Here is a 17,066-nt window from a genome sequence, read left to right as displayed (position 1 = left end):
GGGCCATCAATCCAGCTTCAGCACCTTGGCCAGTACGATCTTGGGCCCTTTCATCTTCTTGATGATGATGCGCAGCCCTTCGACTTCCAGCACTTCCTCTTCTTCCGGCACGCGCTTGAGCGTCTCGTAGATCAACCCGGCCAGGGTTTCGGCCTCGATGTGGTCAAGGTCGATACCCAGCAGGCGTTCGACCTTGAACAGTGGGGTGTCGCCACGCACCAGCAGCTTGCCCGGCTGGTAGGCAAGAATGCCACGCTCGGTCTTGCGGTGCTCGTCCTGGATGTCGCCTACCAGCACTTCCAGCACGTCTTCCATGGTCAGGTAGCCGATCACCTTGCCATCGGCTTCCTCGACCAGCACGAAGTGCGCGCCGCCCTTACGGAACTGCTCCAGCAACTGGGCCAGCGGCATGTGCCGCGACACGCGTTCGAGTGGCCGGGCAAGGTCCTCCAGGTCGATGGTCTCTGGCAAGTGCTCCAGCTCAGCCAGCTCCAGCAGCAAGTCCTTGATGTGCAGCAGGCCGGTGAATTCTTCGCGCTCGGCGTCGTACACCGGGTAGCGGCTGAACTTGTGGCGGCGCACCAGGCCCAGGATCTGCTTCAAAGGCGCATGGGCGTCGATGCTGATCATGTCCTCACGCGAGTTGGCCCAGTCGACCACTTCCAGCTCGCCCATTTCCACGGCCGAGGCCAGCACGCGCATGCCTTGGTCGCTTGGGTCCTGACCACGGCTGGAGTGCAGGATCAGCTTGAGTTCTTCGCGGCTGTAGTGGTGCTCGTGGTGCGGGCCAGGCTCGCCCTGGCCAGCAATGCGCAGGATGGTGTTGGCGCTGGCATTGAGCAGGTAGATGGCCGGGTACATCGCCCAGTAGAACAGGTAAAGCGGCACGGCGGTCCACAGCGACAGCAGCTCTGGCTTGCGGATAGCCCAGGACTTGGGGGCCAGCTCGCCGACCACGATGTGCAGGTACGAGATGACGAAGAAGGCGACGAAGAACGAGATCGCCTTGACCAGCTCGGCGCTGTCCACGCCGAAATAGGCCAGCAATGGTTCCAGCAGGTGGGCGAAGGCGGGCTCACCCACCCAGCCCAGGCCTAGCGAGGCGAGGGTAATGCCCAATTGGCAGGCCGACAGGTAGGCGTCGAGCTGGTTGTGAACCTTGCGCAGGATGTTGCCACGCCAGCCGTGCTTTTCGGCGATGGCCTCTACGCGTGTAGCGCGCAGCTTGACCATGGCGAACTCCGCGGCAACGAAGAAGCCGTTGAGCAGCACCAGCAGGAAGGCAAAGATGATCATGCCGAAGTCGGCGAATAACGAGGTGAGGCTAATACCAGAGGAAGGGTCCATGATGGAGTTTTTACGGGGTCCGTCTTTGAGATAGAGAGAAAAAAAGTGCCAGCTTTTGCTGGCACAGGGGATCCAATGTAGCGGCTGGGGCCGTAAAAGCAAAGGGCAGCGGACTCATTGCAGTCCCTGTGGGAGCAGGCATGCCCGCGAAGGCCCGCGCAGCAGCCTCAATCTCAAGCCTTTTCGTTGGCCAATTGTGCTGGCGCAAAGTGACAGGTAAAGGTGCTGCCATGCCCCGGTACACTGCTGATTTCCAGCTTGCCCCGGTGGCGCATCAGCACATGCTTGACGATTGCGAGCCCCAGCCCGGTACCGCCGGTATTCGATGCACGGCTGGAGTCTACGCGGTAGAAGCGCTCGGTCAGGCGTGGCAAATGCTTGGCATCGATGCCCACCCCCGAGTCCTGCACCGACAGGTGTGCGCCCTGGGCATCGGCCCACCAGCGGATGCGGATGTTGCCTTCGTCCTGGGTGTACTTGACTGCATTGAACACCAGATTGGAAAAGGCACTGCGCAGTTCCGACTCGCTGCCCTTCAGCTTGATGCCAGGCGCAGCTTCCAGGCTGATGCGCTGGTTGCGCGGCCCGGACAGGGCCTGGGCGTCGTTCTTGATGGCGGCGAGCAGGGCATCGACCGCCACCGGCTGGTTGTCCGATGGGTAATCGGTGGCTTCCAGTTTGGCCAGTAGCAACAAATCGTTGAGCAGGGTTTGCATGCGCGAGCCTTGCTGACTCATCTGCTGCAGGGCGCGGCTCCACCGCGGGTTCACGTCCTCGACGTTGTCCAGCAGGGTTTCCAGGTAGCCGGTGATTACTGTCAGCGGCGTGCGCAGCTCGTGGGACACGTTGGCGACGAAGTCCTTGCGCATCTGTTCCAGCTGGTGAATGCGGGTGACATCGCGCACCAGCATCAGGTGTTCATTGTTGCCGTAGCGGGTGATGTGCAACTGCACACGCATGCGGTCATTGATCGGCGAAGGGATTTCCAGCGGTTCGAGGTAGTTTTCTGCCTCGAAGTACTCTTTGAAGAGCGGGTGGCGCACCAGATTGGTCACTTGCTGGCCGCCGTCCTGTGGGGTCTTGAAGCCCAGCAGGGTCTCGGCGGCGCGGTTCCACCATTCCAGGTTGCCGTCGCTGTCGAGCATGATCACCGCGTCACGCAGCGCAGCGGTGGACTCCTGCACCCGGTCGATCACTGCCTGCAGGCGGCCCCGTACGCGCTGGTCGCGGCGTTGCAGGTGGTAGATGCTATCGAATACCTCGCCCCACAGGCCGTAGCCATCGGGCGGTGCTTCGTCGGGTTGGTGATTGCGCAGCCAGTCGTGCAAGCGCAGCAGTTGCTTGAGGGTCCAGCCCAGATAGAGCGCCAGGCCAATGGCCAGGCTCCAGCCGTAGTAGCCGCTGATCAGCCCGCCGATCAGGCAGACGGTAATCAGCAACAGCAGATGGCGAATCAGGGTTGCGTGCCAGTTCTGGTTCAATTGACGGTCCTTGTACAACGACGTGCAGCTTGGCGCTCGGGAACTCGATCAGCTCTTGGTCGAGAAACGGTAGCCAGTGCCCCGGACGGTTTGTACCAGATTCTCGTAAGCTTCACCCAGTGCCTTGCGCAGGCGACGGATGTGCACGTCGACGGTACGTTCCTCGACGTAGACGTTGCCGCCCCACACCTGGTCCAGCAGTTGGCCGCGAGTATAGGCGCGCTCCTGGTGGGTCATGAAAAACTGCAGCAGGCGGTATTCGGTAGGGCCCATCTCGGCCGGCTTGCCGTCGATGGTCACACGGTGGCTGATCGGGTCGAGCAGCAGGCCGCCGACCTCGATCGGCGCCTCGCTGTCGCTCGGACCCGTGCGGCGCAGCACGGCTTTCAGTCGCGCTACCAGTTCACGCGGCGAGAACGGCTTGGTGATGTAGTCGTCGGCGCCCACTTCCAGGCCCTGGATCTTGTTGTCCTCTTCACCCTTGGCGGTGAGCATGATGATCGGGATATCGCCGGTCAGTTCGTCGCGCTTCAGGCGGCGGGCCAGCTCGATGCCGGAGGTGCCCGGCAGCATCCAGTCGAGCAGGATCAGGTCCGGTTTGCGGTCGACGATGATCGCGTGGGCCTGTTGGGAGTTTTCCGCTTCCAGGCAGTCATAGCCGGCCATTTCCAGGGCAACGGCGATCATCTCGCGAATGGGTGCTTCGTCGTCGACGATCAGAATGTTCCTGCCTACCATGCTCAAAACCTCTCCTGGATTCGGTGTCTTGGCCCGCATTAGATAACGGAATTATTGCAGCTGTGTGACAGGGTGTTGGCCGTTCTGGCGACATTCCATGACTGAACTAGGCTACAGAGGGCCGCTTTAATGGCAACCCGAACCCATTTCCCCCCGAAACAATGGTGAATCCAATGACACGACATACGCTGAGCTGGATGGCCCTTTTCACTGCGTTGGCGCTCCCGGGGGTGGCGTTGGCCCACCATGCCATGGAGAAGGATGGCAAGTGGGTCGATGATGACGGCATGACCCTGTACACCTTTGACAAGGATGCGGGTGGCAAGTCGATGTGCAATGGCGAGTGCGCCAAGAACTGGCCACCGTTGATGGTCAAGAAAGAAGACGAAGCACCGAAGGATAAATGGACCCATGTAGAGCGTGACGACGGTTCGATGCAGTGGGCTTACGACGGCAAGCCGCTGTATACCTTCATCAAGGACAAGAAGGCCGGTGACATGACCGGTGACGGCATGAAAGACGTCTGGCACGTTGCCAAGCCTTGAGATAGCCGGGGCCGCTGTGCGGCCCATCGCGTCACATTGATCGGCGTGCGCAGGACCATGTGGGGCCTTGTGTCGCGATGGGCTGCGCAGCAGCCCCAAACTACTCAGCGCAACGCGTAATCCAGCACCACCCCGATAAACACCAGCATCCCCGCCCAGTGGTTGTGCAGAAACGCCTTGAAGCACGATTCCCGGTCCAGCTTGCGTGTTGACCAGTATTCCCAGGCAAAGCACGCCGCCGCACCCAGCAACCCAAGGTGGAACCAGCCACCCAGGTCGAAGCGGCTACCGGCCAGCAACAGGCAGCCCAGCGACAGCAACTGCAGGGTCAGGATGATGCTGCGATCAGCGTCGCCGAACAGGATCGCAGTGGATTTCACACCAATTTTCAGGTCGTCATCGCGGTCGACCATGGCGTAATAGGTGTCATAACCCACCGTCCACAGCAGGTTGGCGATATACAGCAGCCAGGCGCCGGCCGGCAATTCACCGCCAGCGGCTGTGAAAGCCATGGGAATGCCCCACGAATACGCCGCCCCCAGCACCACCTGCGGGTAGTAGGTGTAGCGCTTCATGAACGGGTAGCAGAACGCCAAGGCCACCGCTCCGAACGACAGCCAGACGGTGCGGCTGTTGGTGCACAGCACCAGCAGGAAACTCACCCCGACCAGAATCGCGAACAGTGTCAGCGCCTCGCGTGGCCGCACCCGGCCACTGGCCAGGGGGCGGTCGGCGGTCCGCTTGACGTGGCCGTCAACCTTGCGGTCGGCAAAGTCGTTGATGCAGCAGCCGGCCGCGCGCATCAGCACCACACCAAGGCCGAAGATGAGCACATTGGCCAGGGTGGGTGACCCATTGCCGGCAATCCACACTGCCGACAGGGTCGGCCACAACAGCAGGTAGATGCCTATCGGCCGGTCCATACGGCTGAGCTGGACGAAGTCCCAGGCCCGTGGGTGCAGGCGGTTGAGCGACTTGAGCAGTTGCAGGTACATCAGCGGTTTTCCTCCTTGGCCGCTTGCCACAATGCCGGCAGAAACACTTCTGCCACCAGCAGGTCCAGACCGTTGCGCTCGAAGCGCGAGCGGCGGCCCCAAAGCGCCGCATGTGCAGCTTCGGACGGCAGCCATGCCTGTGGGTAAGTACACACTTCGAGCGGATGACGGATGAACGCCTGGTCGCAGAACAGCAGCTCGCCCAGCGAGCGGCTGCCCAAGGATTCCAGGTCCAGGCCACCACGTTCCAGTGCGCTACGGCTGGCCACGCTGCGGGCGAACACCCAAGGTTGGCCATGGCCGCGCAGGTACACTTCGCGCACCCAGCCTTCGGCGCCAGCAGCGATGCCCAGCGCTTGGCATTCGTCATCGCGCAGCGGCTGCCAGCCCTCGAACAACGGGGTGACGGAAAAGTGATCGATGGACAGACGGGTCAGGCGGCGGGTCAGCGAGCCCTCGTCGAACAGCCAGTCAAGGGTGGGCTGGTCGATGTCGGTCGCCAGCTGTGAATACGGCAGCCACGCGACAGCGGCTGCTTGCGGGGATTCGTACGACACGTCGATATGCTTTGTTACAGCCAGAGAGGCGGCGAGCTTAGCATGATTGCCCCAACTGCTTGCATACTGCCGGCAGGGCCGCTACAAAGCCCCCACGCATTGCGCGCTGGCCCTGTTCGCGGGCAAGCCCGCCAGGCCTGCGCGGTCACTGTAGGCGCGGGCTTGCCCGCCAAGAGGCCATCAGCAGCAACACAAGCCCCAGCCTGAACCGAGGAAATAGACCTGATGAAAAAGTGGCAATGTATTGTCTGTGGCCTGATCTACGACGAAGCCGAAGGCTGGCCCGACGACGGCATCGCCCCCGGCACCCGTTGGGAGGATGTGCCTGAAGACTGGCTGTGCCCCGACTGCGGTGTCGGCAAAAGCGACTTTGAAATGATCTCCATCGGTTAATCGAGGAAAGCACGACATGACGTCCCCTGTGGTAATCATCGGTACCGGCCTTGCGGGCTACAACCTGGCCCGTGAATTTCGCAAGCTCGATGCGCAGACGCCGCTGTTGCTGATCACCGCCGACGATGGTCGTTCGTACTCCAAGCCGATGCTTTCCATGGGCTTTGCCAAGCAGAAGGACGCCGACGGCCTGTGCATGGCCGAGGCGGGCGCCATGGCCGAGCAATTGAACGCCGAGGTCCGCACCCATACCCGCATCAGCGGCATCGACCCGGGCCACAAGCGCCTGTGGATCGGCGAAGAAGCCGTGGAATACCGCGATCTGGTGCTGGCCTGGGGGGCGCAGACCGTGCAGGTGCCGATCGAGGGTGATGGCGGCCATCTGGTATTCCCGATCAACGATCTGGAGGACTACGCACGCTTCCGTGCTGCCGCCGCTGGCAAGCAGCGAGTCCTGATCCTCGGCGCCGGCCTGATCGGCTGCGAATTCGCAAACGACATGAGCCTGGGCGGTTTCAAGGTCGACGTTGTGGCTCCGTGTGAACAGGTCATGCCGACCCTGCTGCACCCGGCCGCTGCGGCGGCTGTACAGGGTGGGCTGGAGGGGCTGGGAGTACGCTTTCACTTGGGGCCGGTGCTGACCCGCCTGCAGCAGGTGACCCAAGGCCTGGAGGCGCACCTGTCGGATGGCAGCGTGATTGCCTGCGACCTGGTGGTTTCGGCCATCGGCCTGCGCCCACGTACCGACCTGGCTGCCGCAGCTGGGCTGCAGACCAATCGAGGTGTAAGCGTAGACCGCGAGCTACGTACATCACACGCCAACATCTTCGCCCTTGGCGACTGTGCCGAAGTTGATGGCATCAACCTGCTGTACGTGATGCCGCTGATGAGCTGTGCCCGGGCGCTGGCGCAAACCCTGGCCGGCAAGCCGACGGCAGTTTCCTACGGGCCGATGCCTATCACCGTTAAAACCCCGGCCTGTCCGCTGGTCGTCTCGCCAGCGCCACAGGGTTGCGAAGGCACCTGGCAGGTAGAGGGGCAGGGCAGTGACCTCAAGGTGCTCTGCCTTGATGCCGACGGCAAGTTGCTGGGCTACGCCCTGACCGGAGCGGCGGTGATGGAGAAGCTGGCGCTGAATCGTCAGTTACCAGCGGTTATGGCGTAAATAGCGGCTGTTCTGTCGGATTTATCCTGTTGTTGCCTGCACAATGGCCGCCCAGATACTGGCGCGGCCCCTGAGCTCGTGCCATTCTCACTCCCGTCTGCCGCAGATTAGAGCCTGCGGTGCCTTGAGCGCTGCTCCCAGAGGCAGCACGGCATAACAACAAGAATTCCGTCAAAGAGGCTTCACTATGCGCAAACCAGAACTCGCCGCCGTCATCGCCGATAAGGCTGATCTGACCAAGGAAAAGGCCAATCAGGTTTTGAACGCGATTCTCGACAGCATCACCGGTGCCCTGGACAAGGACACCGTGACCCTGGTCGGTTTCGGCACCTTCGAAAAACGTCATCGCGGCGCGCGTACCGGCAAGAACCCGCAAACTGGGGAACCGGTCAAGATCAAGGCCAGCAATACTGTGGCCTTCAAGCCTGGCAAGAACCTGCGCGACAGCGTTAACGCCCCCGCCAAGCCAGCCAAGAAAGGCAAGTGATTGCTCCCTGACAACCCCAGTGTCGGCCAAGCGGGCGCCCCAAGGCGCCCGTTGTGCTTTCTGCAGGTAAAATGTTTCGAACTTGCATAAATAGTTCTGGAAAAGGATAAACTGCGCGCCTTAGTCACTTTTCATTCGAGGCGCGTTGATGAAGTTCCGCTTTCTTCTCTGGGCCATGGGGCTGTTGATGGCCAGGGCCAGCCGTAATAACCCCGCATTCCAGCAGCAGCTCAAGGGCAAGGACCTGGTGTTCCAGATGCAGACCCTGGACGGCAAGGTCGCCCGACACTTCATCGTCAACAACGAACGCATTCGCAGCAAGGGCGGCGCGCACCCACAGCCGGCATTCGCCATTGCCTTCAAGGACGCCGCCTATGGCTTCGCCACCATGCAGGCGGGTAACAAGCAGCTGGCGTTCATGCAGGGGATTCAGGAAAAGCACATCCAGATCAAGGGCAATCCGGCGCTGGTGATGTGGTTCCAGGGGTTGATGAAATACCTGAAACCGAAGAAGAAAGGCTGAAACCCGACGGGGATGATGACGCTTTACCTGTGGGAGCGGGCGTGCCCGCGAAACAAGCGACGCGGTGCATGGCACCGGCTTTGCCGGTGTTCGCGGGCATGCCCGCACAGGCTATGTGTTAATGCTTAATGCGGTGCATGGAACTGCGAAGCCAGCTCACGCAGCAGGTTCTCGGCTTCGAGCACCTTGTTCACCACATCCTCGGCCTTGTCCCGGGTAATGCTCAGGCGTTCCAGCAGTTCGTCAGGTATCTCTTCCTGCGGCCCTGAGCCTATACCTCGCGAGCGCAGCAGGCGGGTGGCCAGGCACACCAAGTTGGGGAACGCGAAGTACTCGCCGTCGTAGGCCGGATCGTGCTGAAAGCGCAAGGCAGTCGACAGCTCTTCTGGCATGTCCCACAGCTTCATCAGCCAGGCACCGATCTGTTCGCGGCTGATGCCCAGCAAGTGTTGCTCCACATAGGTGTGGTTCAAATGCGGGTTGACCTCAAGGTGGCGGCAAATCAGCGAGAAGTGCGGCGGGAACACGTGCGCCAGCAGCAGGTAGCCGAAGTTGTGCAGTAGCCCGGCCAGGTAGGTCAGCCCGGCCTCGGGGCGTTCTGCACGAGGCATGGCGCGGGTCAGGCCTTCGATGATCGCGGCGGTGTAGATCGATTGTTGCCAGTAGGGCGTGGCCTGCTGCGGTTGGTCTTTGGGTAGGCTCAAGGTCTTGCCCAGCGCCAGGCCCAGGGCCAGGTTGATCACCAGGTCGAAACCCAGCACACGCACGATGGCGTCTTCCACCGAGCGGATCTTGCCCGGCGAACCATAGTAGGGCGATGCAGCCCAACTCACCACCTGTGCCGCCAGCGCCGGGTCGGTTTCGACCACGCCGGTGATGTCGTCGATGCTGGCGTTGGGATCTACCCGCAGCTTGATGATCTTCTGCGCAGTGTCGGCGAGCGGTGGTATTTCGATGGTTTCTTCCAGGCGTTTCTGAATGCGTCGGGCAGTGAAGGCCTGGACCGCATCGGTGATTTCCCGGGTGTCGTCATCGGGGCGGTCGAGATTGGGGCTGATCGCTTCGACTTGCTGGCCGAAGCTGCTGGCGCTGGCCTTGGCCAGCATGCGCTTGAAGTATGCACGTTCGATTTCCAGCAACAGGCCGGCTTCGCCTGACTGGATAAAGACAGTTTCGGCGTCGAGCAGGCTCTTTTCGTACTGACATGGCGAGCTGGTCAGCGCCGGAATGCCCGGCAGGGCCTTGAGGTGGTGCTTGTCGAGCATCTGCTTCAGGCGCGGCACCGACACCGCGGTCAGCTTGCGCCCGGTCAGCTCGGCCAGGCGGTTGAGGTCCAGCAGGTGGCTCTGCGGGAACAGCACCATGAGGGCGCCGACCTCGTCGTCGAGAAGGACAGCCTGCACCCGCGAAGCCGCAGGCAGGTGCGAGTGTTCGACCACCTGGCGGTAGGGCACGCCGAGCTTGTCGAGCAGCAGCCTGATGACGGAGGGGGCGTGTGGGGTTGCGGTGTCCAGGGCAACTTCAGTCATGGTCCGTATCCACTGTTTCTTTTAAACGCGAAGTATAACCAGCCTGCGAGCAAATCTGGATCCATTCTGGGACTGGCGTCACACTTGGCCATATTGTTGGCCGTGGCGCAGCCAGCGGTCCAGCAGCGGGCTGACGTGTTCCGGCCAGCGTGATACCAAGGCCTGGGCCGCGTCGCGCACGGCCGGCAGCAGGTCGGCGTCGCGCATCAGGTCGGCGACCTTGAACTGCAGCAGACCGGTCTGGCGGGTGCCGAGCATCTCACCCGGGCCCCGCAGTTCAAGGTCTTTTTCGGCGATGATGAAGCCGTCGTTGGTCTCGCGCATGATCCCCAAGCGCTCGCGGCCGATCTGCGACAGCGGCGGGTGGTACAGCAGCACGCAATGGCTCACGGCACTGCCTCGGCCTACCCGGCCGCGCAGCTGGTGCAACTGTGCAAGGCCCAGGCGCTCGGGGTTCTCGATGATCATCAGGCTGGCGTTGGGCACGTCCACGCCCACCTCGATGACCGTGGTGGCGACCAGAAGCTGCAGGTTGCCAGCCTTGAACTCGGCCATGATCTCGGCTTTTTCCGCCGGTTTCATGCGCCCGTGGATCAACCCCACCCTCAGCTCGCCTAGCGCGCTGCCAAGCTCCTCGTAGGTGCTTTCGGCGGCCTGGCAGGTGAGTTCTTCGGACTCTTCGATCAGCGTGCATACCCAATAGGCCTGGCGCCCCTCGGCGCAGGCGGCGCGTACCCGCTCGACCACTTCGAAGCGGCGGCTGTCGGCCACCAGCACGGTGTTCACCGGCGTACGGCCTGGCGGCAACTCGTCGAGCACCGAGGTGTCCAGGTCGGCGTAGGCGCTCATGGCCAGCGTGCGCGGAATAGGCGTGGCGGTCATGATCAACTGGTGCGGGCACAGCTCGCCGGCCACGCCCTTCTTGCGCAGGGCCAGGCGTTGTTGCACGCCGAACCTGTGCTGTTCGTCGATGATCGCAAGGGCCAGGTGCTTGAACCTTACCTCTTCCTGGAACAGCGCGTGGGTGCCGACCACCATGGGTGCGCCGTTGGCGATCTGCTCCAGGGAGGCGGCCCGGGCCTTGCCCTTGAGTTTGCCGGCTAGCCAGGCGACTTCGATGCCCAGCGGTTCCAGCCAGCGCTTGAAGGTAATGTAGTGCTGCTCGGCGAGGATCTCGGTGGGTGCCATCAATGCCACCTGGTAGCCAGCCTCCAGCGCCTGCAGCGCCGCCAGTGCAGCGACCACGGTCTTGCCGGCACCCACGTCGCCCTGCACCAGGCGCATCATCGGTTCGTGTTGGCTAAGGTCGTAGGCAATTTCGTTGGCTACCCGCTGCTGCGCGCCGGTCGGCTGGAAGCCCAGGTTAGCCAGGTATTGCGCCTGCAGGCGCGTGGCCTTGGGCAGTACCGGCGCACGCAGGCTGCGCAGGCTTTCGCGCAGGCGTTGCTGCGACAGCTGATGGGTCAGCAACTCTTCGAAGGCCAGGCGGTGTTGAGCCCAGTGCTGGCCTTCGGCGAGCTCGTCGAGGTCAGCGTCGGCCGGCGGGTTGTGCAGGTAGCGGATGGCTTCGTCCAAGGGTGCCAGCTGGTAGTCCCGGGCAAGTTCGTCAGGCAGCCAGTCGGGCAGGCTACGCGGGCCAAGCAGCGCAAGGCTCTGCTGGCACAACAGGCGCAGGCGTTGCTGGGTAAGGCCTTCGGTGGACGGGTAGATCGGCGTCAGGGTCTGCTCCACCGGTGGTGGTGGCTCGTTGCCGTTCAGCGCACGGTACTCTGGGTGGTAGATTTCCAGGCCCGAAGCGCCGGGGCGGGCTTCTCCGTAGCAGCGCAGGTGGGTGCCCCGCTTCAGGCCCTCCTTCTGCGCGTTGCTGAAGTGGTAGAAGCGCAATGTCAGCACACCGCTCCCGTCGCCCAGGCGCACCACCAGGCTGCGGCGCTTGCCCATGGTCACATCGGCACCACTGACCACGCCCTCGATAACCGCGTCCTGGCCGGGACGCAGTTGGCCGATTGGCACCACGCGCGTACGGTCCTGGTAGCGCAGGGGCAGGTGGAACAACACGTCCTGCAGGTTTTCCAGGCCGACCTTGGCGAGTTTCTCCGCCATAGCCTCGCCCACGCCTTTCAGTACTGTGACCGGGACCTTCGACAGCTCACTCATGACTCAGGCCGGTTGTTCCGCAGGGTTTTTGGCGACCGAGCACAGGCGGATCGAATCGGCGAGGATCTCGATGGCCTTTGGCCGCGGGAAGCTGGCGCGCCAGGCGATGGCGACCGTGCGGAACGGTGCCGGTGCCGTCAGCGGGCGCACTTCGATGACGCCGGGGGCATAGTGATGGCTGTGCACTGCCGACAGCGGCAAGATCGATACGCCAAGGCCGGAAGCCACCATGTGACGGATGGTTTCCAGCGAGCTGGACTCAACCGTGGTGTGCCGTGAGCCTTCACCCCCCTTGTTCAGGGTAGGGCAGGCTTCCAGTACCTGGTCACGGAAGCAGTGGCCCTCACCAAGCAGCAGCAGGCTCTTGTCGTTGAGCATGGCGGTGTCGATGGTCTTCTTCGCCGTCCATGGGTGGTCGGCAGGCATCAGGGCGCAGAACGGTTCGTCGTATAGCGGTAGCGTCAGCACGTCGGCTTCGTTGAACGGCAGGGCGATGATCACCGCGTCCAGTTCACCATTGCGCAGCTTTTCGCGCAGTACGTGGGTGAAGTTTTCTTCGATGTACAGCGGCATTTGCGGCGCTACGCGGTGCAGCTGCGGGATCAGGTGCGGGAACAGGTAGGGGCCGACGGTGTAGATAGCGCCGACCTTAAGCGGAGCGGTCAGCTGATTTTTGCCGGCCTGGGCCAGCTCGCGAATGCCTTGGGCCTGCTCCAGTACCTTCTGCGCTTGGGCGACGATGTTTTCGCCGACCGGGGTCAGACGTACTGCGCTTTTGCTGCGCTCGAAGATCAGAACGCCAAGCTCGTCCTCGAGCTTCTTCACACCGACCGACAGGGTGGGTTGGCTCACATGACAGCGCTCGGCGGCATGGCCGAAGTGCTGTTCCTGGGCGAGTGTGACGATGTAGCGTAATTCTGTGAGGGTCATAACGTGCGTCCATGAAGTTGCGAGCCCAGCATAGCGGCTGCAATTGATAGACGCACGTTATCAGACTTGCCGAATTGTGACAGAAACAAAAGTCTTAGCGGCGGTCCAGTGAGTAGACGAACGGTGCCACGACTTCAATCGTGCCATTGTTCAGCAACTCGGGTGGCGGCTTGGGTACCGTGCCGGCCCGACGGATCATTTCCAGGGTCGCCCGGTCCAGTGCGGCACTGCCCGAGCCACCGGCCATGGAGTACGACACGACCTTGCCTTCGGCGTCGACCACGAAGCGCAAGCGGTTCATGCCTTGCAGGCCGCGACGGCGCGCGTCTTCCGGGTAACGCTTGTACTTGGCAAGGTGGCGCAGCAGGTCGCTCTGCCAGGTTGGCAAGGCGTTGCTGTTGGACGCAATGCTCGGTGCCGGTGCCGCAGACTTCTGCGGTGGCGAGTTGCTGGGTGGTGCGTCCACCGTTTGCTCGGTGGGCGGTGCTTCCTTCGGCGGCTCAGGCTTTTTCTCGGGCTTGGGCGGCTGGGGCTTGGCCTTCGGCTTGGGCGGCTTGGGGATGGCGATCTTGGGCTTGGGCGCTTCTGCCAGCTTCGGCAACGGTGGTTCCTCGACCGGGGCCGGTGGCTGCGGAGCTGCCTTTGGGGGTGGTGGTGGCGCAGGCTCCGGCAACGGTGCCAGTTCGACCATCATCGCTGCCGGGGGCAGCTCGATGGCCTGTGGCACCGACCAGTTGAGCGTCAGCAGCACGGCGACTACGTGCACACCCAGCACGATCGCCAGGCTGCCACCGTAGCGCGCCATGTTAGAGCGCGTTTTCATCATTTCTTGGCTGCCGTCTCGAGACCTACCAGACCGACTTTCAGGTAGCCGGCCGCGCGCATGTTGTTCATCACCTCCATCAGGTCGCCGTAATCCACGCCTTTGTCAGCCTGGAAGAAGATGGTGGTTTCCTTGTCACCCTTGGTCTTGGCGTCGAGCATCGGGCCAAGCTGGTCGGGTGCAGCAACCTGATCGTCGCCGACATACAGCTTCTGGTCGGCCTTGACGCTGACGAACACCGGTTTCTCTGGCCTTGGCGCCGGTTTGGCGGTTGAGGCCGGCAGGTCGACCTTGATGTCGACCGTGGCCAAGGGGGCGGCGACCATGAAGATGATCAGCAGCACCAGCATCACGTCGATGAACGGTGTAACGTTGATTTCGTGGTTTTCGGCGAGGTCGTCGCCACCTTCGTTGAGATGCAGGCCCATGGCTTACCCCACTTTCACCATGTGCGGGGCGGCGCGTTCGCTACCCTGGTGGTCCAGATCACGGCTGACCAGCAGCAGTACCTGAGCGGAGGCATCGGACACCTGCGCCTTGTAACCGGCAATGGAGCGGGCGAAGACGTTGTAGATGACCACGGCCGGGATTGCCGCGACCAGGCCCAGAGCAGTGGCCAGCAGCGCTTCAGCGATACCTGGGGCAACGACGGCCAGGTTGGTGGTCTGGGTCTTGGCGATGCCGATGAAGCTGTTCATGATGCCCCATACGGTACCGAACAGGCCAACGAACGGTGCGGTGGAGCCGATGGTTGCGAGGACGCCGGTGCCGCTGCTCATGGTACGGCCGCTGGCATGCACCAGGCGCTCCAGACGGAAGCTGACGCGCTCCTTGATGCCTTCTTTTTCGCGGGCGTTAGTCGAAAGGCGCATCTCTTCGAGGGCATCGTGGACCAGGGTATGGGCCAGGGTGCCTTCCTTGTTGGAGACTTCGCTGGCTTCCTTCAGGGTGGTGGACTTCTTCAACTGGGCGATTTCACCCCGCAGGCGGCGCTTGGCGCCCATCAGCTCGAAGCCTTTGGCAATCCAGATGGTCCAGGTGATGATGGAGGCGATGGCCAGGCCGATCATGACGATCTTCACCACGATGTCGGCGTTCTTGTACATGCCCCATGGGGACAGGTCATGGGCCATGCCCAGCGAGGTGTCTTCGACCAGGGCTTGAACGCTTGGGTCTGCTGCGGCCGGTGTATCTGCCGGGTTGGTGGCAGTGGCACCAGGCGCCGGCGCATCGACCGGGGCAGCAGCGGGTGCGGCCGGGGCAGAAGCAGCCGCAGGTGTGGCTGCGTTGGTGGTTGGCTCATCGGCCATGGCCACCGGGGCCAGCACCAGGCTGAGTGTCAGCGCGGCGATGGCGCGCCAGGCGCGCGACGGGGTTGGCGAAGCGGAAGGTTGAGTACGTGTCATGCTGGCCGGACCTGATGAAGAAAAAGTGAACGTTCTCCAAGGCCTCGATGTAGGCCGAGAACAATTTGGCGGCCATTATTGCAAGTAATTCTTGTTAACAAAAGTAATATTGTAGCTTTTTTCGCCTATGGTCTAGCCGCCCATCGTGTAGCGTGGCCAGGCTGATCAATTGGTCTAGGGAGTTTAGAGATGTCAGACCTTTCCGTGATGGTGGTGGGTTGTGGTGATGTGGGTGGGCGTCTGGCCAAGCAGATGTTGGCTAAAGGCTGGCAGGTGAGCGGCCTGCGCCGTTCTGTTGGTCAGCTGCCCGCAGGGGTTCAGCCGGTTGCCGCAGATTTGGCCGAACCGTCGATACCGCAGTCCTGGCCACAGGGCCCGCTGGACTACCTGGTGTACTGCGTGGCGGCCAGCCAGCACGATGAGGCGGGTTACCAAGCAGCCTATGTCGATGGTTTGCGCCATGTGTTGGCCTGGTTGGCCGAGCGTGGCCAGCGCCCGCGTCGGCTGCTGTTCATCTCAAGCAGCAGTGTGTATGCGCAGAAAGGCGGCGAGTGGATAGAGGAGGGCGCTGCCACCGAGCCTGAGGGCTATTCCGGGCGTGTGATGCTGGAGGCTGAACGGTTGGCACTGGCCAGCGGGATCCCGGCGAGCGTGGTCCGCCTGACCGGTATCTATGGCCCAGGGCGTGAGTGGTTGCTGAGCCAGGTGCGTCAGGGTTACCGCGTTGCCGAGGAGCCACCGCTGTATGGCAATCGCATTCATGCCGAAGATGCCGCCAGCCTGCTGGCGTTTCTGCTGCAGGCCGATGCTGATGGCAAGGCTCTGGACGACTGCTACATTGGCGTCGATGACGACCCGGCGCCGCTGGCCGATGTGGTGGCCTGGCTGCGGGCGTATATGGGCGTTACCGAATGGTCCGATGAGCAGCGGGTGCGGCGTACTGGCAGCAAGCGCTGCAGCAATGCCCGGGCGCGGGCGCTCGGCTGGGCGCCTGAGTATCCGAGCTACAAGGAAGGCTACGCCGCGATTCTGGCAGGAAAAGCCTAGCTGGCAGGTGGCGCGGTCCCTTGTGGGAGCAACTGTCTTGCTCAATTTCTAAAAGCTGGCGCGATCCCTGTGGGAGCGGGCTTGCCCGCGAACACGGGCGAAGCCCGTGCCATCCACCGCGGTGTCTTCTTCGCGGGTAACCCCGCTCCTACAGGAACCGCGCATCATCTCAGCTGCGCTCCAGCGCCCATTGACGCTTGCCCGCTGCCAGCTCTGGCATTTCATCCGGCTGGGCACGGTTCACTGCCTGGAAAATCTCCAGCTTGTCACCATCGCGCTTGATGATGAACGGTGCGCCACGCTGGTTGCGCTCCAGCCACAGGCTGTCATTGTTGCCACCCATGGTCGCGCAATCACCTGCCAGGCACAGGGCGAAGCGGTCCGGCCCCGGTAGGCCGGTGACGTTGCCGGTATCGCTGAAGCGTACACTGGCACCTTTGCCTTGGCCGTCGACGATCTTCCAGTCACCACCCAGGTAGGCCTGGTAAAGCGCCTTCTCGAAGCTGCTGCCCAGTGGTGCATTGGCTGCCGCCGGTGTCTTGGCGCGCACGAAGGTTTGCTTGGTGCCGTTCTGGTCGACGGCCAGCAGCTCGTCGCCATCGAGCGAAAGCTGCTCGGTCTGGCCGCCTTGGAAACGGGCCTGCCATTGCTTTTCATTGGCGCTCAGCTGGCCGTCAGCGGCCTCGAAACCATTGCTATAGCTAGCTTGCTGATTGGCCACGTCGAGCTTCCACTCGAACACTGGGCCGTGCTCATTCAGCGCCTGGCGCAGGCTGCCGGCTTTGACCGCCGCAGTGATGGCTTCCTGGTTGATCCAGATGCCGTTGAAATCTTCGGGTTTGTGGCTGGTGCAGCCGCCCAGTAGCAGGGCTGCCAGCGCGAAGGGCAGTGCTTGACGCATGACGGGGTAACCTTGCAGAGGAAGGAGGGTGACGGGCAGGGC

18 protein-coding genes are annotated in these 17,066 nt (G+C 62.6%); 6 read left to right on the top strand and 12 right to left on the bottom strand.

The window, feature by feature from the left end; translation table 11 throughout:
- Window positions 1-6 precede the first annotated feature (6 nt).
- From ACZ889_RS03630 to phoB, 3 genes are all read right to left on the bottom strand, one after another.
- Window positions 7-1,347, bottom strand: a complete 1,341-nt coding sequence (locus tag ACZ889_RS03630) for a hemolysin family protein (RefSeq protein ID WP_064491880.1) — start codon at window positions 1,345-1,347, stop codon at window positions 7-9.
- A gap of 173 nt (window positions 1,348-1,520) precedes the next feature.
- Window positions 1,521-2,828, bottom strand: a complete 1,308-nt coding sequence (gene phoR, locus ACZ889_RS03625) for a phosphate regulon sensor histidine kinase PhoR (protein WP_180689069.1) — start codon at window positions 2,826-2,828, stop codon at window positions 1,521-1,523.
- 48 nt (window positions 2,829-2,876) lie between these two features.
- The gene (gene phoB, locus ACZ889_RS03620; protein ID WP_003253341.1) at window positions 2,877-3,566 is read right to left on the bottom strand and encodes a phosphate regulon transcriptional regulator PhoB; all 690 of its coding nucleotides are present in this window, start codon (window positions 3,564-3,566) and stop codon (window positions 2,877-2,879) included.
- 173 nt (window positions 3,567-3,739) lie between these two features.
- On the opposite strand from phoB, the gene ACZ889_RS03615 reads away from it, so the two are divergent.
- Window positions 3,740-4,111 carry a COG4315 family predicted lipoprotein gene (locus ACZ889_RS03615; RefSeq protein WP_180689070.1) on the top strand — a complete coding sequence of 124 codons (372 nt, stop codon included), beginning with the start codon at window positions 3,740-3,742 and terminating at the stop codon, window positions 4,109-4,111.
- Between the two features lie 104 nt (window positions 4,112-4,215).
- Here the strand turns inward: ACZ889_RS03615 and ubiA are convergent, their stop codons facing one another.
- Both ubiA and ACZ889_RS03605 read right to left on the bottom strand, forming a co-directional pair.
- Complete coding sequence (ubiA, locus tag ACZ889_RS03610; protein ID WP_004575206.1) at window positions 4,216-5,106, bottom strand: 4-hydroxybenzoate octaprenyltransferase; 891 nt, start codon at window positions 5,104-5,106, stop codon at window positions 4,216-4,218.
- Window positions 5,106-5,663: a chorismate--pyruvate lyase family protein gene (locus tag ACZ889_RS03605; RefSeq protein ID WP_012054112.1), complete on the bottom strand. Its 558-nt coding sequence runs from the start codon at window positions 5,661-5,663 to the stop codon at window positions 5,106-5,108. The genes ubiA and ACZ889_RS03605 overlap by 1 nt, the downstream gene beginning before the upstream one ends.
- Window positions 5,664-5,888: 225 nt before the next feature.
- Here ACZ889_RS03605 and ACZ889_RS03600 point away from each other — a divergent pair, with 225 nt between their 5' ends.
- The 4 genes from ACZ889_RS03600 (at window position 5,889) to ACZ889_RS03585 (ending at window position 8,231) form a co-directional block, all read left to right on the top strand.
- Complete coding sequence (locus ACZ889_RS03600; RefSeq protein ID WP_003253349.1) at window positions 5,889-6,056, top strand: rubredoxin; 168 nt, start codon at window positions 5,889-5,891, stop codon at window positions 6,054-6,056.
- Window positions 6,057-6,072: 16 nt separating this feature from the next.
- Window positions 6,073-7,221: an NAD(P)/FAD-dependent oxidoreductase gene (locus ACZ889_RS03595; protein ID WP_180689072.1), complete on the top strand. Its 1,149-nt coding sequence runs from the start codon at window positions 6,073-6,075 to the stop codon at window positions 7,219-7,221.
- Between the two features lie 187 nt (window positions 7,222-7,408).
- Window positions 7,409-7,708, top strand: a complete 300-nt coding sequence (locus tag ACZ889_RS03590; RefSeq protein ID WP_003253355.1) for an HU family DNA-binding protein — start codon at window positions 7,409-7,411, stop codon at window positions 7,706-7,708.
- 148 nt (window positions 7,709-7,856) lie between these two features.
- The gene (locus ACZ889_RS03585; RefSeq protein WP_180689073.1) at window positions 7,857-8,231 is read left to right on the top strand and encodes an SCP2 sterol-binding domain-containing protein; all 375 of its coding nucleotides are present in this window, start codon (window positions 7,857-7,859) and stop codon (window positions 8,229-8,231) included.
- 125 nt (window positions 8,232-8,356) lie between these two features.
- Here the strand turns inward: ACZ889_RS03585 and ACZ889_RS03580 are convergent, their stop codons facing one another.
- From ACZ889_RS03580 to exbB, 6 genes are all read right to left on the bottom strand, one after another.
- Window positions 8,357-9,760: an HDOD domain-containing protein gene (locus ACZ889_RS03580; protein WP_476257181.1), complete on the bottom strand. Its 1,404-nt coding sequence runs from the start codon at window positions 9,758-9,760 to the stop codon at window positions 8,357-8,359.
- A gap of 78 nt (window positions 9,761-9,838) precedes the next feature.
- A complete protein-coding gene (gene recG / locus ACZ889_RS03575; RefSeq protein WP_014861179.1) occupies window positions 9,839-11,917 on the bottom strand; it encodes an ATP-dependent DNA helicase RecG in 2,079 nt (692 codons plus the stop codon).
- 3 nt (window positions 11,918-11,920) lie between these two features.
- Window positions 11,921-12,847 (bottom strand): hydrogen peroxide-inducible genes activator, encoded by a 927-nt coding sequence (locus tag ACZ889_RS03570; protein ID WP_003253362.1) that lies wholly within the window; start codon window positions 12,845-12,847, stop codon window positions 11,921-11,923.
- Window positions 12,848-12,941: 94 nt separating this feature from the next.
- Window positions 12,942-13,673: an energy transducer TonB gene (locus tag ACZ889_RS03565; RefSeq protein ID WP_010955804.1), complete on the bottom strand. Its 732-nt coding sequence runs from the start codon at window positions 13,671-13,673 to the stop codon at window positions 12,942-12,944.
- Window positions 13,670-14,098 carry a TonB system transport protein ExbD gene (gene exbD / locus ACZ889_RS03560; protein ID WP_003253367.1) on the bottom strand — a complete coding sequence of 143 codons (429 nt, stop codon included), beginning with the start codon at window positions 14,096-14,098 and terminating at the stop codon, window positions 13,670-13,672. The genes ACZ889_RS03565 and exbD overlap by 4 nt, the downstream gene beginning before the upstream one ends.
- A 3-nt stretch (window positions 14,099-14,101) precedes the next feature.
- The gene (gene exbB / locus ACZ889_RS03555; RefSeq protein ID WP_476257180.1) at window positions 14,102-15,076 is read right to left on the bottom strand and encodes a tonB-system energizer ExbB; all 975 of its coding nucleotides are present in this window, start codon (window positions 15,074-15,076) and stop codon (window positions 14,102-14,104) included.
- 189 nt (window positions 15,077-15,265) lie between these two features.
- Between exbB and ACZ889_RS03550 the strand changes: the two genes are divergently transcribed.
- Window positions 15,266-16,123 carry an SDR family oxidoreductase gene (locus tag ACZ889_RS03550; protein ID WP_012054106.1) on the top strand — a complete coding sequence of 286 codons (858 nt, stop codon included), beginning with the start codon at window positions 15,266-15,268 and terminating at the stop codon, window positions 16,121-16,123.
- Between the two features lie 169 nt (window positions 16,124-16,292).
- Here ACZ889_RS03550 and ACZ889_RS03545 read toward each other — a convergent pair whose 3' ends face one another.
- Window positions 16,293-17,024: a hypothetical protein gene (locus ACZ889_RS03545; RefSeq protein ID WP_012054105.1), complete on the bottom strand. Its 732-nt coding sequence runs from the start codon at window positions 17,022-17,024 to the stop codon at window positions 16,293-16,295.
- Between the last annotated feature and the right edge of the window lie 42 nt (window positions 17,025-17,066).

Source organism: Pseudomonas sp. TE3895 (genome assembly GCF_056278855.1).
Note: the sequence above shows the minus strand (reverse complement) of the source record. Positions and strands in the feature narration are given on the sequence as shown.

Excerpts from the sequence above, each read along its gene's own strand:
- ACZ889_RS03595 (WP_180689072.1), top strand. The coding sequence starts at position 6,073 with ATGACGTCCCCTGTGGTAATCATCGGTACCGGCCTTGCGGGCTACAAC.
- ACZ889_RS03615 (WP_180689070.1), top strand. The coding sequence starts at position 3,740 with ATGACACGACATACGCTGAGCTGGATGGCCCTTTTCACTGCGTTGGCG.
- ubiA (WP_004575206.1), bottom strand. The coding sequence starts at position 5,106 with ATGTACCTGCAACTGCTCAAGTCGCTCAACCGCCTGCACCCACGGGCC.
- ACZ889_RS03630 (WP_064491880.1), bottom strand. The coding sequence starts at position 1,347 with ATGGACCCTTCCTCTGGTATTAGCCTCACCTCGTTATTCGCCGACTTC.
- exbB (WP_476257180.1), bottom strand. The coding sequence starts at position 15,076 with ATGACACGTACTCAACCTTCCGCTTCGCCAACCCCGTCGCGCGCCTGG.
- phoB (WP_003253341.1), bottom strand. The coding sequence starts at position 3,566 with ATGGTAGGCAGGAACATTCTGATCGTCGACGACGAAGCACCCATTCGC.
- ACZ889_RS03590 (WP_003253355.1), top strand. The coding sequence starts at position 7,409 with ATGCGCAAACCAGAACTCGCCGCCGTCATCGCCGATAAGGCTGATCTG.
- exbD (WP_003253367.1), bottom strand. The coding sequence starts at position 14,098 with ATGGGCCTGCATCTCAACGAAGGTGGCGACGACCTCGCCGAAAACCAC.
- ACZ889_RS03600 (WP_003253349.1), top strand. The coding sequence starts at position 5,889 with ATGAAAAAGTGGCAATGTATTGTCTGTGGCCTGATCTACGACGAAGCC.
- ACZ889_RS03580 (WP_476257181.1), bottom strand. The coding sequence starts at position 9,760 with ATGACTGAAGTTGCCCTGGACACCGCAACCCCACACGCCCCCTCCGTC.
- ACZ889_RS03550 (WP_012054106.1), top strand. The coding sequence starts at position 15,266 with ATGTCAGACCTTTCCGTGATGGTGGTGGGTTGTGGTGATGTGGGTGGG.
- recG (WP_014861179.1), bottom strand. The coding sequence starts at position 11,917 with ATGAGTGAGCTGTCGAAGGTCCCGGTCACAGTACTGAAAGGCGTGGGC.
- ACZ889_RS03585 (WP_180689073.1), top strand. The coding sequence starts at position 7,857 with ATGAAGTTCCGCTTTCTTCTCTGGGCCATGGGGCTGTTGATGGCCAGG.
- ACZ889_RS03565 (WP_010955804.1), bottom strand. The coding sequence starts at position 13,673 with ATGATGAAAACGCGCTCTAACATGGCGCGCTACGGTGGCAGCCTGGCG.
- ACZ889_RS03545 (WP_012054105.1), bottom strand. The coding sequence starts at position 17,024 with ATGCGTCAAGCACTGCCCTTCGCGCTGGCAGCCCTGCTACTGGGCGGC.
- ACZ889_RS03570 (WP_003253362.1), bottom strand. The coding sequence starts at position 12,847 with ATGACCCTCACAGAATTACGCTACATCGTCACACTCGCCCAGGAACAG.